Origin of the sequence: Methanobrevibacter sp., assembly GCF_017539065.1 — an archaeon.
Taxonomy (GTDB): Archaea; Methanobacteriota; Methanobacteria; order Methanobacteriales; family Methanobacteriaceae; genus Methanocatella.
The window spans coordinates 1-14920 of the sequence record NZ_JAFYHP010000016.1 but is presented as its reverse complement, the minus strand read 5'-3'; the positions used below and the strand labels follow the sequence as shown (position 1 = coordinate 14920).

Sequence of the window (14920 nt, the reverse complement as noted above, 5' to 3'; positions counted from 1 at the left end):
ATCTAATAGTCGGAAAACATCTTCCAATTGAAGATATATTTCCATTTCGTAGTATATAAACTTTTATATATAATGGTATTATGTAACTTTTAATATATTAATGTATAAGTTTTATTTTTTTTAGTAGATATTGTTTATACTATTTAAAATTTGATAGTATTTTGTTCAATGACTTTCAAAAAAGGGAAACAAAATTGATTTTATGTTTAGATTTCATCCAGATTAAATGAATTAAAATCCAATAAATCAAATGTCAATAGTTTTGGGCTGACTGTTACTTTTCCAATGCCAGTTATTATTTTATAGGCCTCCATGGCTTCAAGACATGAAACCAAATTTGGCACAGGGCCAATCACCGGCGGAGGGCCTGCTGTAACATTTTTCAGACTTTCTATAACCTCGTCCGTCAGGGCCTTGTTAAGTGATGGAAGGTTGAACATTTCCTCGTAGCTTACGGTATTCGGCAGGAAAGTCGTAATCTGGCCTAATGTCCCATGAACTGCACCATGAATGAATGGAATCTTATATTCTCTGGCTTTTCTTGAAACGATTACTCTTGTAAGGACATTGTCAAGCGCATCAATCACGATTCTTGAGTCTTTGATGAGATTGTCTATATTGCTTTCATCGACATGCTCATTGCATGAAATGACATTGACGTAGGGGTTTATTTCCCCGACCTTTTTTTTGGCAATTTCGCTTTTAAGCTGGCCGATATTGGCATGTGTTGACAATGTCTGTCTGTTTAGATTGGTCAAATCAAAAACGTCTTCGTCAACCAAAACAAGTTCTCCGACTCCCATCCTTGCAAGCATTTCAATTGTCAGGCCGCCGATTCCTCCGCAGCCAATCACTGTGATTCTTGCATTCCTGAACTTTTTCTGTTCGTCTTCACTTACAAGCGGCATCTGTCTTGTCAGCATTTCCCAATATTCGTTCATCCAATCACCTAAAAGTGGTCAAATTCATCTCCGAAGTATTCATATACCTTTTCAAGCTCTTCCGGTATGTTTAGCATCTGTGTACAAAACGGCAGGCATTCGTTGCAGCCGACGCAGTTGTCCGCTCTTGAATCCTCATCAATCAGTGAAAAGTACTGCATCGCACTGGCCTTCGGGTCTCCCATCATGTGGGCGATGTTATATTCGGTCAGGCAGTTAATGATGTCCACGCCATGAGGACAGGGCATGCAATAGCCGCATCGGGTGCACCTGTTTCCAAGAAAAGTCCTGTAGGTCCTTGCAACTTCACGGATCAGTTCCTGATCGTTTTGTGATATTTCATCAATCCTTGAAGCTATTTCGATATTCTGTCTGACCTGCTCAAGGCTTGTCATGCCGCTCAGGACACAATCGACATCGTCACGGTTCCATAAGTATTGAAGGGCCCATTCGACAGGGGTCCTTTTGGTTTCCGCCATGTCCCAAAGGTTCTGGATTTCACTTGGAATGTTGTTTACCAGTCTTCCTCCACGGAGAGGTTCCATAATCATGCTTCCGACATTCATTTCCTTAAGATAGTTGAGCCCCATGACTCCTGACTGATAATACTCGTCCAGATAGTTCATTTGGGTCAGGGCAACCTCCCATTTAGGATATTCGTCAAGTATTTCAACCATATAATCTATTTCGATATGTGATGAAAAGCCGACGTGCTTCACTTTTCCGGAGCTTAAGCAATCATCCAAAAAGTCCAGAACGTCCAGATTCTTTACCTTAGTCCAATCGGGCACTGTCAGGGAATGCAGCAGGTAAACGTCAATGTAGTCGGTTTGAAGCTTTTCAAGCTGAATTTCTAAAAACCTGTCAAAATCGGATTTCTCCTCAACCGCCCAAACAGGTGATTTGGTTTGAAGGATTATCTCGTCCCTTAGGGAATTTTCCTTCAGGAATTCGCCGACGAACTTTTCGCTCTCGCCGCTGCCGCTCAAACCTTCAGCATGGTAAGGATAGGCGGTATCGATTATATTGATTCCGTTTTCAATTCCATATTCAAGCATCTTTGACGCTTCTTGTTTATCGATATCGGCATTGTTGGCTTTTGTTGGAAGCCTCATTGTTCCAAAACCGAGTCTTGACACCTCAAGACCGCTCTTTCCAAGTGTGTTATATATCATTTCAAATCCTCAATTGTATTTAAGTCAAAATAAGTATAAAATTGTTATCATTTGAAAAAAAGTCTATAAAAAAAGTAGTTAGATGGATATATTCCTGGGATTAAGGATGCCGGGGGCGGGATTCGAACCCGCGATCTCACGGTATCCCAGGAATAAGCTAGAGCACTGCTTTATTACCCTATGAGCCGTGCGCTCTAACCAGCTGAGCCACCCCGGCATCTAACATATATATTTATTCTAATCATTACATTTAAAGTTTTTGCTTTTTAGGGATTTTTTGCATAATTTTTAAATTTCACTAAAAGAAAAAAACTGTCCACTCATTATGATTTATTAAAGAAAAAATAGCCTACAGGAGTTCACCTGTAGGATTGAGATTGCTTTTATTTAATTTTGATTTTGAAAGTCGCAGTTTTAAAGGCAGATGCTTTGTAGTTTGCATTTCCTTTTGCTTTGATTTTGACTTTTATTTTGTAGGTTCCTTTAAGGCCTTTTTTAATGGTAATTTTACCTGTTTTTTTGTTTACTTTGATTTTATTTATGCCTTTTACTTTTTTGTAGGTTAATGTTCCTTGGCCTAGCTTAGGGAATTTGATTACTTTGGAAGCTGCAATTTTTTTGGCTTTCTTTTTCAACTTTTTAAATTTGATTTTAATGTTTTTTCCTTTGACTTCTAATGGATTTTCCGCTTTGTTGATTTTATAGGTTGCCTTTACAGTTCCGGTGTGCATTCCGGTTCCGACAATGGTTATTGTGTAAGTTCCAGCGTTTTTAGGTGAAGGACTGGACCATTGAATTGTATAATCCCTGCCTCTTTTTAGAGTCAGAATATTTTTTACAGTAACTGTCGGCCTTTGAATTTTACCATTGTAAGTGAAAGCATTTTTAGACAATGTCACTTTTGCATTATCTATATTTACCACTCCACTTGTGAATTCTACTTCTATTGTTACATTGCACTGCCATATTGTCCCATACTCTCCTGTAACTTCCAGATATTTGTCAGATGAGTCCATAAATTGTTTCCAAGCGTAATTTCTGTTATCAAAATGTCCTCCTGATGCTGTAGAAACATTCTGACTTTTCATTGTGACAACATAATCGCCAGCATGGGTCTGGGCAAGATTTAAAAGCTGATTTATTGTTTCGGCAACACTATTTGTATATTCAGTAGTGTTATATCTTGTATATGTGGCTTTGACTTTGTCAACTGTGATGTTTTTTGTGAATACCTTGCCGGTGCTTACATCAGTCAATACCAATCTGCCGTTGATAGTTGTTGTACTATTGTCTGTCGAAAGATCTATTGCTACATTATCAGATAATTCTTCATCATTGCCATCATCATGTGCTAACGTATCGCCGTTATCGATTGAGACGGCTTCGTCTTGCGCGATGCTTTCAGATACGGTATCATTTGTCGCCAAATCTTCAGCGTTCACTGCCGATAGGGAAACGGCAACCAATAAAACAAGCAACAACGATGCTGTTATTTTCTTCATATTTAACCTCCTCAATTAATCTTTGACTTTTCCCAAAGATTAAAACATGAATAATGTTCTGTTAAAATATACATATATTTATTTCGTTTACATTATCTTGTATTATCTGCATGTTTTATAGGGTTTTTTGATTTTCATTATAGTATGTTTAATCCGATTTTTTAAAAATTCACTTTTTTCTCCCAAAAAAGTTACATTTAATAACTGCTAAGTTAAAAATCTATTATTGAATAATTTTAATTAGATGATATTATGAGCAAAGTAAGAGACATGTCACTTGCACCTGAAGGTGTAAGAAAAATCGAATGGGTTCAAAAACACATGCCTGTTTTGGAACACATCAAGCAAGAATATTTGGAAACCCAACCGTTCAAAGGAATAACAATCGGGTCATGCTTGCACTTGGAACCTAAAACCATTAACTTAGGATTAACCTTAATGGCAGGAGGGGCTGAAGTGGCAATGACCGGATGCAACCCGTTATCCACTCACGACGATGCAGTTGCAGGAGCGGCTGATTTAGGCCTTAACGTTTATGGTTGGAGAGAACAGGACGATGAGGAATATTATCAGACTATCAACATGGTGCTTGACCACAAACCGGACATAATCATCGATGACGGAGCAGACATGATTATGGTTCTTCACAATGAAAGGAAAGAATTGTTAAGCCACATTAAGGGAGCATGTGAAGAAACCACCACCGGGGTCCACAGGCTTCAGGCAATGCATGCCGACGGCGCATTGAAATTCCCTGTAATTGCGGTAAACGACGCATACACCAAATACCTTTTCGACAACCGTTACGGAACCGGCCAGTCAAGCTTCGATGCAATCATGGGTACAACAAACATGGTGATTGCAGGCAAAACCGTAGTCGTATGCGGATACGGCTGGTGCGGAAGAGGATTGGCTTTAAGGGCAGCAGGTCTCGGAGCGGACGTTATCGTAACCGAAGTCGATCCGATCAGGGCATTGGAAGCAAGAATGGACGGGTACCGTGTGATGACCATTCGCGAAGCAGTCAAACAGGCCGACCTGATTATCACAGTAACAGGCAATGCCGACATTATCTGCGGCGACGATTTCAAATACATGAAGGACGGATGCATGCTTGCAAACTCCGGACACTTCAATGTTGAAATTAACCGTCCTGATTTGGAGGCCATTTCCACCAGCGTCAGTGAAGTTCGTGAAAGTATTGAGGAATTCATTACAAAAGACGGCCGTAAGATTTACCTTTTGGCTGACGGCAGACTCGTAAACCTTTCTGCAGCACGCGGTCAGGGACACCCTGCCGAAATCATGGACATGAGTTTCGCAGTACAGGCATTATCCGCCAAACACATCCTGGAAAATGATTTGCCTGTAGGTGTTACAAAAGCGCCTGACGAAATCGATTACAATGTGGCAACAATGAAACTGAAAGCTATGGGAATTGAAATCGATTCATTGACCGATAAACAAAAAGCTTACATGGCCAATTGGCAGGAAGGAACATAAATTCCTTCATCTTATTTTTTTTATGTCTTATTTCAGATACATCGACAACGGCAGGGGACCGACCAAACTGTTCATCGGCGGTGTCCATGGAAATGAGGGGATAACCTCTTTAAAGTTTTTAAAGCGCATCAATTTTGAAGATTTATCGCCCGGCCAATTCTATTTTTATAATTTCGATAAGACTGACTATATTTCCACAATCAAAAAGGAGTATTATGAATCCGAAATAGGAAGCAGGATCCTGGATTTGATTAGATACTTCGAACCCGATTTTTACACAGAACTGCACTGTTATGATCTTAAGAATTACGGCAAGCTGACTTCAATGGAGAGGTACAGGAAGACAGGAATCCCGCCATTGATAAAACTTGGAAACCATGTTCTCGTGTCATCGGTATCTCCTTTGATTCGCATGACTTATTTTTCAACGGATACCGTTTGCAAGACTTTGGAATTTCCTTGTTTTGAAAAATTGACTCCGGAAATTGCTGAGAAATATGGCTTTAATGAGGATTCAGCTATCAAAACATACGAAAACTTGCTTAAATTAATTTTAAAATCACCTTCACGCGAATATTTTGAAAGCGAAATGATGAAACACCATAAGGAGCAGGTAATGCTTGCCATGAAATATGCAGAAAAAGTATTTGGGAAAGACTTCCCACCATATTAGCATTGATGGTTTCTGGGTTTTGGGTGGTGAGAAACCATCAATACTATTGGATTCCATAAAATATATTGAATATGCAAAATAGCTTTCACCATCCCCTTGACAGCTGCTATTTTTAAGTGTTTAATACAATCGTTGGGAGTGTGGTGGTTGATTGTATTTATATCCAATATTTTGAATCCTATTATAAAGTATATTTTAAGTAGTATTTAATTTTTATGTAAATTAACACTTAACTTTTTCAAATAAGATTTAAAACCAGGCATCAAGGCTTCCCTGTGACGAATTTAGATTTGTAAGCCTGTCTGTGGCCTTACTTACACGTTCTTCGGAAAAGCCATGTTCATAACATAAGAATTCGATAATCTTGTCCTTTTTCGGCTTTTCCCATTTGATCTTATAGTCGGTGTTCACATTATGGTTGAGGAAGATGTCGCGGACTTCGTCCAGATCATGGGTTGATTCCTGCTGAAGCTCTGCAATTTTTTCCTTAAGCTGGCCTTTTTTAGCTAATTTCAGGGCGGTCTTTGCCCCAACACCTTTAAGGCCTTCGCAGAAATCGGTTCCAATAAGTATTCCCATATCAATCAATTCTTCCCTTGTAATGCCCAGCTGTCTTAGGACCTTATCCAATTCGTAATATTCCAGGTTTCCAAGGTTTGAATTAACTGCAAGGTTTCTAACGACTCTTTTTGCTCCGAATAGCAGGCAGTCATAATCCTGTGAAGCAACAGCGTATGCATCGCCATTGGCCACCAAGTATGCGGCCTGGGCCTCCCCTTCACCTTTTGCCTCGACATACGGTATTCCCATCAGTGTCAACAGTTTTTTTGATGATTCGATTATCTCCGGTGAGAGCTTGCTTGACCTCATTGCGAATTTGCGTGCCTTTTCTGTGTCTCCGGCTTTAAGTGCATCCTTGTAAATCTGCTCTGCCTCATTCCTTATTTCTCTTCTTTTGGCTTGAGTTTCGCTTTTAAGTTCCGGTGCTTGACCGTCAAAGATATAAATCGGTTTGATGTCCTTTTCAATCATTGAAGAATTTCTGTATAGGATTCCGCTCAAGTGGGATGTGATGTTTCCGTTTTCATCGCTCAGCGGCCTTCCGTCACGCTGCCTGATGGTTGACAGGAATTGGTAGAGGGTATTGAATGCATCGATTGACACTACCCTTCCCTCAAGGTCTTTAAAGGTAATCTGTTCCGGTTCAATTATATCCTTTAGCTTCACACCCATTTGTCTCACCTGAAATAGGATATCGGAAACACTTCCTTAATCCACATAAGTATCTTGTCATTGTTGATAATCACATAGTCTCTTGCAAGCATATCCTCGTCCGTTTTAAAGATTTCCTTTAAGGTATCGTTCGGCTTTTCGATGAAGATATTGTTGATTTCTCTTCTGGATTCAATGTGATAGTTTTTCAATATTCTGCCGATCGGTATGTCGGCGCTTAAAAGGTCTGTGCAAACCTCTTTTGTGCATCTTTTCAATGGAATGTGGGAAATTGCATATATCAGCGGCTTTCCCTGCCTGTGCATTATGACTTCCCTGAAGTTGATTTCCTCACCGGCACCCACATTGACCAGTTTGGCATGCTCCTCGTCAGCGGGTTCAACATGCTGGTCAAGTGTTGTCAAAGTGATTTTACCAAATAGAACATCCAAAATGGCGGTGATTGATCCGTCGGTTGTCAGAAGTATTTTTTGAGTGTTTGAGAACTCTTCGTTGTGTTTTGTTTCCAATTCGTTTACTTTTTCGATAAGGCTTCTGTTTGCTTCGTTTTTATCAAGTGTCATTTTTAGCACCTACAAATCTTTTGGACTGGTAATAACTCCGGTAAGTGCAGAGGCTGCAACTACTTTTGAGTTTGATAAGTATACTGAGGAAGCAGGGTCTCCCATCCTTCCCTTGAAGTTCCTGTTTGTTGTTGAAATGCATGATTCGCCTTCGGACAATACTCCCATATGTCCTCCAAGGCAAGGGCCGCATCCTGGATTGCAGATGATTGCTCCCGCATTGATGAATGTGTCGATGTAGCCCAAGTGAATGGCCTCCTGGTAGATTTCCCTTGAGGCCGGAAGAATCAATAGTCTGATGCTGTCGTCGATTATGTTTCCTTCAAGGATTTCAGCGGCATCCTTCAGGTCTGACAGTCTTCCGTTTGTGCATGATCCAATCAGGCACTGGTCAATTGATGTGCCTTCAATCTCTGAGATTGCCTTGACATTGTCAACGTCGTTCGGGCAAGCTATTTGAGGCTCCAAATCTGTGATGTCAAAGTGCATTTCCTTTTCGTAATCAGCATCGGGGTCTGACTTGACGATGTTCAGTTCGGACTCCCTTTTTCCTGTCCTTTGGCAGATGTAGTCGATGACCTCCCTGTTAGGTTCCATTATTCCGTTTTTCGCACCCATTTCAATGGCCATGTTACACATGGTGGCCCTTCCTTCGACTCCCATGCTTTCAATGGTCTGGCCGCAGAACTCGGCGGTCTTGTAGGTTGCCCCGGCGATTCCTATGTCTCCGATGATATTCAGTATGATGTCTTTTGGTGCAATGTATTCGTTGAGCTCACCGGTCACTTCCATTCTGATGGCTTCTGGAACCATAAACCAGGTTTTGCCGGTTGCCCAAACCATTGCAAGGTCAGTTGCACCCATACCGGTTGAAAATGCGCCGAATGCACCATAGGTACATGTGTGTGAATCTGCACCGACAATCACCTTTCCGGGCTCCACCAATCCCATTTCGGGAACGACCTGATGGCAGATTCCTTCTCCGTGAATGTAATTTTTTGTGATATTCTGCTCTTTGATGAAGTTTCTGCAGACCTTTTGAAATTCTGCAGAACCGATGGTATTTGCGGGAACGTTGTGGTCAAAGATGATTGCTATCTTTTCAGGGTCCCATACCCTGTCGGTAATCTTTTCGAATGTCTTTATTGCAGGCGGGGAGGTTCCGTCGTGTGACATTGCAAGGTCAACAGGAATCTCTATTATTTCTCCTGGGGTCACTTCATGGCCCGCTTTTGCTGAGAGAATCTTTTCAGTGATATTCATAAGCATAACCTATTTTTTAGTGTTTTTAACGATTTCCCTAAAGACGGAATCGTTGATGTATTTGCCCTCTTCCCTTTGCTTTTTGACTTGCCTTACGATTTCGATTAGCTCCTCGTCGGTAACGTCAAGTTCGCATTCGTTCAGTTTTGCCCTGACAGCCCTGCAGCCTGAATGCTTACCGAGCACCAGCTGGCGTTTCTGGCCGACAAGTTCGGGAAGGTACGGTTCATAACACAGCGGCTCTTCTATAACCGCATCGACGTGGATTCCTGATTCGTGCCTGAACACGTTGTTTCCAACGACCGGCTTGTTGTACGGAATCGGAAGTCCGCTGGCTTTTGATACGATATCTGACAATTCCTTTATGTATTTTGTTTTAAATCCGTAATCCTTTCCATACAGGATTTTCATCGCCATGATGAGCTCTTCAAGTGAAGCGTTACCTGCCCTTTCACCGATGCCGTTGACGGTTGTTGAAACGGCCTTTGCACCGGACAGCACTCCGACTATTGAGTTAATCACTGCCAGTCCGAAGTCATTGTGCAGGTGGACTGCAAGGTCAAGCTTCAAGTCCTTGACGAGTTCCTTTACAAGGTATTCGATACCCTGCGGGGTGATTGCACCTGTGGTGTCTGCAATGTGCACCCTGTCGGCTCCGCATTCTTCAGCCTTGCCGTAGATGCGTTTTAAAAATTCGATGTCTGTCCTTGTGGCGTCTTCGGCTGAAAAAGCAACGAACAGTCCATGGTCTTTTGCGTAGTCGACTGCGGTTTCACATAGGTTGATTGCATCCTGCCTTGTAATGTGCATCTTGTGGTCCAAGTGGATGTCTGATGTTCCGACAAATGTGATGATTCCGTCCACATCACAGTCAAGCGCGGCGTCAATGTCTTCAGTTTTTGTCCTTGTCAAACCCAGGATTGTCGCATCCAGTCCTTCGTTGGCAATTGCCTTTACGGATTCCTTTTCCTTTTCGGACACTATCGGAAAACCGGCTTCAATCTGGTGTATCTTGAACTGATCCAGCTTTCTTGCGATTTCCAATTTGTCATCAAAGCTAAAACAAACTCCCGGAGTTTGCTCACCGTCTCTAAGGGTGGTGTCGTAAATTGTAATGTCCTCGGGAAATGTCAATTCACATTCTTTGTTATAATGACTTATAAAGTATTGCAAAAATATCACATCTTAAATTTAATATATTATATTAGTAGTTATTCAGTATTTAAAGTTTCTAAAAGTTCCAGATATGATGTTCTTTCGAAGCCGTCTGTGATGCCCAATTTTTCGAACAGTTCGAATATTTTCTCCTGTGCCTGCGAATAGTCTTCACTATCCTCAAGGGCGATTTCTATTTCCATGTATGGGTCCAGACCTTCGACGTCATCAAGAGAGATTTCAAAATTTTCATAGGTGTAGTACTGGCGGTTCTTCCTGACGGTCCTCACTTGCCTGAAGCCGATTTCCTTAAAAATGTCCTTTGCCTTTTCGGCGTTTTCGATGGTCATCTCGACTTCCTTTCTGGTCTTTGCCCTGTCGTTGAGTTTGGGGCCCTTGTAGGTTATGAACGTGTCGTTGTTTGTGGTCCTGATTCTTAGGGCCTCATCGGTTTTGGCGAAGTCAACGATTGGACTTGCGAAGTAGATGTCTTCCTGAAATTCCCTTTTGCTTTTTTCGGCACCTAGATTTTCCAGTTTGTTTTCCATGTCTTCAAAGCTGTCTATTCTAGCTTTCACTTCAACTTCTATCATAGTATCCTCGTGAATAATCAGTTAATATTTATAGTTTGGTTATATATTCTATTAAAATTTGATGTTTTTAAATATGTTATATTAAAAATTAGTAACCTTTATAAAGGGGTATTTTCAATACATGATTTTGGTTTTTATTTATAAATAACAGTTTATTTCAAAATTTTAAAATTTTCAATTTTTTAAAAAATATGTAATATATTTTCAAATAAACATACCTTTATATACTATATAAAGTAAATATTTTATTAGTAAAAATTTAACTAATTTTTTGTTTTCTTAAATTTTACTATACTACTTTTAAAAATGAATTGGAGGTTTTAAATTGACCGATGTTGATATAAAAATTGAAAACATTGTTGCTTCTGCAAGCATTGGAAAGGACATCGTCTTAACCGAAGTGTCCAAAGCTTTAGAAGGGGTTAATTTTAATCGTGAACAGTTTCCGGGATTAGTTTTTAAACTTAAAGATCCTAAAACAGCAGCATTAATATTTAGCTCTGGTAAGCTTGTTTGTACTGGAGCAAAATCTATAGATGATTCCAAATTGGCAATCAAGAAGACTGTAGATTTGATGAGGACTATCGATACAGAAATTCCTCACGAATTTGACATTAAAATTCAAAACATTGTGGCTTCCGCAAACTTAGAATCCACATTAAACTTAGAAGCCGTAGCTTTAGAATTGGAAGACACTGAATATGAACCTGAACAATTCCCAGGTTTAGTATACAGATTATCTGACCCTAAAGTGGTTTTATTATTATTTGGTTCTGGTAAGGTCGTTTGTACCGGTGCTAAAACCAAAGACGACGCTAAATTAGGTGTCGAAAGAGCTTACGACAGATTAAGTGAGCTAGATTTAATATAATTGGTGGTATTATTGATTAAACTTGTAGTATTTGACTTAGATAACGTTATTATTGATGGTGAAGCAATAGATGAGATAGGTAAATTAGCAAATGTTGAAGAAGACATAGCTGCAATCACTGAAAAAGCTATGCAAGGTGAAATTGACTTTGAAACTTCTATAAAAGACAGAGTACAACTCCTCGAAGGAACTTCTATTGAAGATATCGAAAAAGTTGCCGAAGATCTTCCATTAATGCCTGGTGCTTGCAAAACCGTCAATTGCCTTAAAGATAAAGGCTTGGATGTAGCTATCATTAGTGGTAGTTTTGATGTAGTGGCTGAGAAAGTAAAAGATAAACTTGGAGTTGAAACAGTTTATACCAATAGTTTCACAGTCGAAGATGGTAAATTGACTGGCGAAGTGACTGGTCCATTAGTATCCGGTTCCAAATTGGATGTCCTAAAAGACCACGTCGAAGAAGCAGGAATTACTTTGGATGAAGTAGTTGCTGTTGGAGATGGCGCTAACGACATTTCCATGATTGAATCAGCTGGATGCGGAATTGCATTCAATGCAAAGGATTCCGTAAAAGAAATTGCTGATATAGTAGTAGAAGAAAAAGACTTGTGCAAAGTCTTATGTGAAATCCTTAATCAAATAACCACTGATGCTGAAGAAGAAACTGTAGAAGAAGAAGTAGAAGCTCAAGAAGCTGAAAGCGATGCTGAAACCGAAGTTCAAGAAGTAGAAGCTGAAGCTGAAGAAGAAGCAGTTGAAGAAGCTGCTGAGGAAGAGGCTGAAGCTGAAGAAGTTGCTGAACCTGAAGAGGAAGCAGTTGAAGAAGAGGCTGCTGAAGAAGCTGAAGAAGATGCTGAAGCTGAGGAAGAACCAGCTGAAGATGAAGCTGCTGAACCTGAAGAGGAAGCAGTTGAAGATGAAGCTGCTGAAGAATCCGAAGAAGAAGCTAAAGAAGAAAGACCTGAATTTGTTCTCGCTGACACCATGGAAGGTGTAAGAAAACAAAAAGATGAAAAAGAAGCTGAAATCGCTAAAGTTGCTGAAGAAAGAGAAGAATTCAATAAAACAGCTAGGGAACAACGTAAAATTAGAGATGAATTGAATTCATCTTTAAAAGAAAACTTAAACAAAGCTATTGAATACAGAAACGAGCGTAATGAAATCAACAAAGAAGTTGAAGCTGCTAAAAAAGCTCGTAATGAAGCAAATAATAAAATCAAAAGTCTTGAATGGAATTCAGGTAAACGCGACAAAGTTAAAATAGAAAATGAAATCAAAAAGATTGATAAAATCATTGAAACTCGCGTTCTTGATATCAAAAAAGAAAATCAGCTCGTTAAAAATGCTAACGACTTAAGAAAACAATTAATGGAAATTCACGAAGATGAATCCGTTAAGGCTGAAGCTGATGAGTACAGAAAAAAATCTGAAGAAGAACATGAAAAAGTCATTGAACTTTCAGAAAAAGCTCAAGCAGCTCACGAAGAAATGCTTAAATACTTCAGAGCAACCGATGACATTAGAACTGCAGCAGACGAAGCACACAAAAAATTCGTCGAAGCACGTAAAAATGCATCCGAAAAACACGAAGAATTTAAGGTCATCTTAAGCGAAATCCACATTATCAACAAGAAGTTAGGTTCCAACAAACCTAAACGCAGAAAATCTGATAAGAAAGGATCATCTTCCGGCGGAAACAAAAACCGTGAAGAAAAACAAAGAGCTCAAGAAATCTTCGAAAAATTCAAACAAGGTGGAAAAGTCTCTACCGAAGAGATTTTACTCTTGCAAAAATATAATATAGGTTAAATATAATTTAACCTTTCTATTTTCTTTTTTTTTAAGGTTTTACCATGTCAGAAGAAAAAATCGAAACTTGTTTTATCTGCGGCAAAAAGTTTGACATGAATAAGGCAGACCTCGGATACTATCGCTACGGCAAGTTTCCAATCTGTGATTTCTGCGCTGATTTTTACCGTTTTTATGGTGAAGATTTGGCTCCCAAAAAAGAATAAACCATTTCTCTTTTTTTAAAATTTTCATATTCTTAAATAATTATTAAATTGTTTTCACTTTGTAAAATTGATTTATTCGTGAAAAATTGACTTTATTTTATAATTTAAAGAGATAAAATCAGTAAAATTTAAATTCAATCAAGTTCCGTATAGTTAATGTGGAAAAATACAATTTCTACAAAACAATTTTCAAAGAGGTGAAAAAATATGGTATCAAGACTGGAGAGATTCAAACGAGAAATGGAACCTGCAAAGGAGGCTTACTATAATGAGCTTAAAGATTTTGCCAGAAATTACAAATTTCTGGGTGAAATGACATTAGAGGAAATGCCCGACATCGATACCCAAGATTATATATTCTGCTTCGAAAAACTGAATGGAACTAGTGAAGACGTTTTGGACAAAACCCTTACGGAACTGTATGACCATATGGATGAGTTTTCAAAGGCAATGGGCATTGACAGATTTTCAAGAAATGCCGTCATATCTTACAAATGGTGATTTCATGGATATTAGTAGATGCCCTCAATTTCAACTGTATCTTTTAACATTACAAATGTTAATGTTGAAAAATCAGTTAATTCCTGAAAACTGCGATGAATGGTGTGTTAATGCAAGTATAATTAACAGAGCATATTACAGCGCATATTTGTTCTGTGAATTGTGGTTGGATTATGTGAAAAAATTCAAAGTCAAACATCCTTGGGATTTTAAGGATGATGAAGAAAGAATAGGTGAGCATAAACAAGTAAGGGAGGCATTAAAAGATTTTGGAGAAAAAAATATGAAAACTGAACTCAATTATTTGTTTAGACTTAGAAGAAAAGCCGATTATGATCCATTCATTGACATTACATCTGAAGAGGTCACCAATGCAGTTCACCACATGGAAAAGATTTTCAACCATCTTAAGTTCGAATGAATCTATTTTTTTTTAAATGCATCAAATTTCATATTCACAAATCAAAATTGCTTATTTTAGGATATCGCATGCTAAAGCGTATGTTTTTTAAATGGTGATTGTGGTTTGGCGAATAACCCAACTATTTTAGGCTTTTGACAAGCTTTAATGCTTCATCAATGACATGCCACATGTCAAGTACTGATACATTTCAAGCCTTTCGCTAAAAATGACATTGCCCTCTTTTTCAATCAGTTCCTTATATTTCTTAAATTAGTTTAGAATTTTTATTTTTTTTAAGATATTCACTCCTCTCGCCAGATTCAAAACGGATATATACAGATTTAAACATAATATATATCAGTTAAAATTAACTTGGGAGGAATATTTCATGAAGTTTAAAAAGAGTTCACTTATTATTTGTCTTGTCATTTGCCTGTTTTTCATGGCAAGCGTAAGCGCAAGTGATGCGACAATAACTGCAACGGAAGACAGCTTAGAGATTGATCAACCGACAGATGATGTAATCGGT

15 protein-coding genes and 1 tRNA gene are annotated in these 14920 nt (G+C 38.9%); 7 read left to right on the top strand and 9 right to left on the bottom strand.

Annotated elements, in window-relative coordinates:
* Positions 1 to 206: 206 nt before the first annotated feature.
* The 4 genes from IKS50_RS04175 to IKS50_RS04160 form a co-directional block, all read right to left on the bottom strand.
* Positions 207 to 941: a HesA/MoeB/ThiF family protein gene (locus IKS50_RS04175; RefSeq protein WP_292845836.1), complete on the bottom strand. Its 735-nt coding sequence runs from the start codon at positions 939 to 941 to the stop codon at positions 207 to 209.
* Between the two features lie 8 nt (positions 942 to 949).
* Positions 950 to 2116, bottom strand: a complete 1167-nt coding sequence (locus IKS50_RS04170; protein ID WP_292845833.1) for an aldo/keto reductase — start codon at positions 2114 to 2116, stop codon at positions 950 to 952.
* A gap of 107 nt (positions 2117 to 2223) precedes the next feature.
* Positions 2224 to 2333, bottom strand: a tRNA-Met gene (locus IKS50_RS04165).
* Between the two features lie 166 nt (positions 2334 to 2499).
* Positions 2500 to 3618, bottom strand: coding sequence for a hypothetical protein (locus IKS50_RS04160; protein ID WP_292845830.1), 1119 nt, complete (start codon positions 3616 to 3618; stop codon positions 2500 to 2502).
* A 252-nt stretch (positions 3619 to 3870) separates the two neighbouring features.
* Here IKS50_RS04160 and IKS50_RS04155 point away from each other — a divergent pair, with 252 nt between their 5' ends.
* Positions 3871 to 5121 carry an adenosylhomocysteinase gene (locus IKS50_RS04155; protein ID WP_292845827.1) on the top strand — a complete coding sequence of 417 codons (1251 nt, stop codon included), beginning with the start codon at positions 3871 to 3873 and terminating at the stop codon, positions 5119 to 5121.
* Between the two features lie 22 nt (positions 5122 to 5143).
* Complete coding sequence (locus IKS50_RS04150) at positions 5144 to 5794, top strand: DUF2119 family protein (RefSeq protein WP_292845824.1); 651 nt, start codon at positions 5144 to 5146, stop codon at positions 5792 to 5794.
* Positions 5795 to 6043: 249 nt separating this feature from the next.
* On the opposite strand, the gene fen is transcribed toward IKS50_RS04150, so the two are convergent.
* From fen to cyaB, 5 genes are read right to left on the bottom strand one after another with little or no spacing between them, the layout of a single operon-like run.
* Entirely contained in the window at positions 6044 to 7027 is a 984-nt protein-coding gene (gene fen, locus IKS50_RS04145) for a flap endonuclease-1 (protein ID WP_292845821.1), read from the bottom strand.
* Positions 7028 to 7032: 5 nt separating this feature from the next.
* Positions 7033 to 7590, bottom strand: coding sequence for a chorismate lyase (locus IKS50_RS04140; protein WP_292845818.1), 558 nt, complete (start codon positions 7588 to 7590; stop codon positions 7033 to 7035).
* A 9-nt stretch (positions 7591 to 7599) separates the two neighbouring features.
* Positions 7600 to 8853: a homoaconitase large subunit gene (hacA, locus tag IKS50_RS04135; protein WP_292845815.1), complete on the bottom strand. Its 1254-nt coding sequence runs from the start codon at positions 8851 to 8853 to the stop codon at positions 7600 to 7602.
* Positions 8854 to 8862: 9 nt separating this feature from the next.
* Positions 8863 to 10026: a homocitrate synthase family protein gene (locus IKS50_RS04130; protein WP_292845812.1), complete on the bottom strand. Its 1164-nt coding sequence runs from the start codon at positions 10024 to 10026 to the stop codon at positions 8863 to 8865.
* Between the two features lie 38 nt (positions 10027 to 10064).
* Positions 10065 to 10601: a class IV adenylate cyclase gene (gene cyaB, locus IKS50_RS04125; RefSeq protein ID WP_292845809.1), complete on the bottom strand. Its 537-nt coding sequence runs from the start codon at positions 10599 to 10601 to the stop codon at positions 10065 to 10067.
* A 325-nt stretch (positions 10602 to 10926) separates the two neighbouring features.
* Here cyaB and IKS50_RS04120 point away from each other — a divergent pair, with 325 nt between their 5' ends.
* The 5 genes from IKS50_RS04120 to IKS50_RS04100 all read left to right on the top strand — a co-directional run bounded on the left by IKS50_RS04120 (position 10927) and on the right by IKS50_RS04100 (position 14409).
* A complete protein-coding gene (locus tag IKS50_RS04120; RefSeq protein WP_292845806.1) occupies positions 10927 to 11472 on the top strand; it encodes a TATA-box-binding protein in 546 nt (181 codons plus the stop codon).
* A 12-nt stretch (positions 11473 to 11484) separates the two neighbouring features.
* Positions 11485 to 13281: a phosphoserine phosphatase SerB gene (serB, locus tag IKS50_RS04115; protein WP_292845803.1), complete on the top strand. Its 1797-nt coding sequence runs from the start codon at positions 11485 to 11487 to the stop codon at positions 13279 to 13281.
* A gap of 44 nt (positions 13282 to 13325) precedes the next feature.
* Positions 13326 to 13487, top strand: a complete 162-nt coding sequence (locus tag IKS50_RS04110) for a hypothetical protein (protein ID WP_292845800.1) — start codon at positions 13326 to 13328, stop codon at positions 13485 to 13487.
* Positions 13488 to 13694: 207 nt separating this feature from the next.
* On the top strand, positions 13695 to 13988 hold the full coding sequence (locus IKS50_RS04105) for a hypothetical protein (RefSeq protein WP_292845797.1): 294 nt from the start codon (positions 13695 to 13697) through the stop codon (positions 13986 to 13988).
* Positions 13989 to 13992: 4 nt separating this feature from the next.
* Positions 13993 to 14409, top strand: a complete 417-nt coding sequence (locus tag IKS50_RS04100) for a HEPN domain-containing protein (protein ID WP_292845794.1) — start codon at positions 13993 to 13995, stop codon at positions 14407 to 14409.
* Positions 14410 to 14920: the final 511 nt, after the last annotated feature.

Excerpts from the sequence above, each read along its gene's own strand:
- IKS50_RS04175 (WP_292845836.1), bottom strand. The coding sequence starts at position 941 with ATGAACGAATATTGGGAAATGCTGACAAGACAGATGCCGCTTGTAAGT.
- IKS50_RS04170 (WP_292845833.1), bottom strand. The coding sequence starts at position 2,116 with ATGATATATAACACACTTGGAAAGAGCGGTCTTGAGGTGTCAAGACTC.
- IKS50_RS04160 (WP_292845830.1), bottom strand. The coding sequence starts at position 3,618 with ATGAAGAAAATAACAGCATCGTTGTTGCTTGTTTTATTGGTTGCCGTT.
- IKS50_RS04155 (WP_292845827.1), top strand. The coding sequence starts at position 3,871 with ATGAGCAAAGTAAGAGACATGTCACTTGCACCTGAAGGTGTAAGAAAA.
- IKS50_RS04150 (WP_292845824.1), top strand. The coding sequence starts at position 5,144 with ATGTCTTATTTCAGATACATCGACAACGGCAGGGGACCGACCAAACTG.
- fen (WP_292845821.1), bottom strand. The coding sequence starts at position 7,027 with ATGGGTGTGAAGCTAAAGGATATAATTGAACCGGAACAGATTACCTTT.
- IKS50_RS04140 (WP_292845818.1), bottom strand. The coding sequence starts at position 7,590 with ATGACACTTGATAAAAACGAAGCAAACAGAAGCCTTATCGAAAAAGTA.
- hacA (WP_292845815.1), bottom strand. The coding sequence starts at position 8,853 with ATGAATATCACTGAAAAGATTCTCTCAGCAAAAGCGGGCCATGAAGTG.
- cyaB (WP_292845809.1), bottom strand. The coding sequence starts at position 10,601 with ATGATAGAAGTTGAAGTGAAAGCTAGAATAGACAGCTTTGAAGACATG.
- IKS50_RS04110 (WP_292845800.1), top strand. The coding sequence starts at position 13,326 with ATGTCAGAAGAAAAAATCGAAACTTGTTTTATCTGCGGCAAAAAGTTT.
- IKS50_RS04105 (WP_292845797.1), top strand. The coding sequence starts at position 13,695 with ATGGTATCAAGACTGGAGAGATTCAAACGAGAAATGGAACCTGCAAAG.
- IKS50_RS04100 (WP_292845794.1), top strand. The coding sequence starts at position 13,993 with ATGGATATTAGTAGATGCCCTCAATTTCAACTGTATCTTTTAACATTA.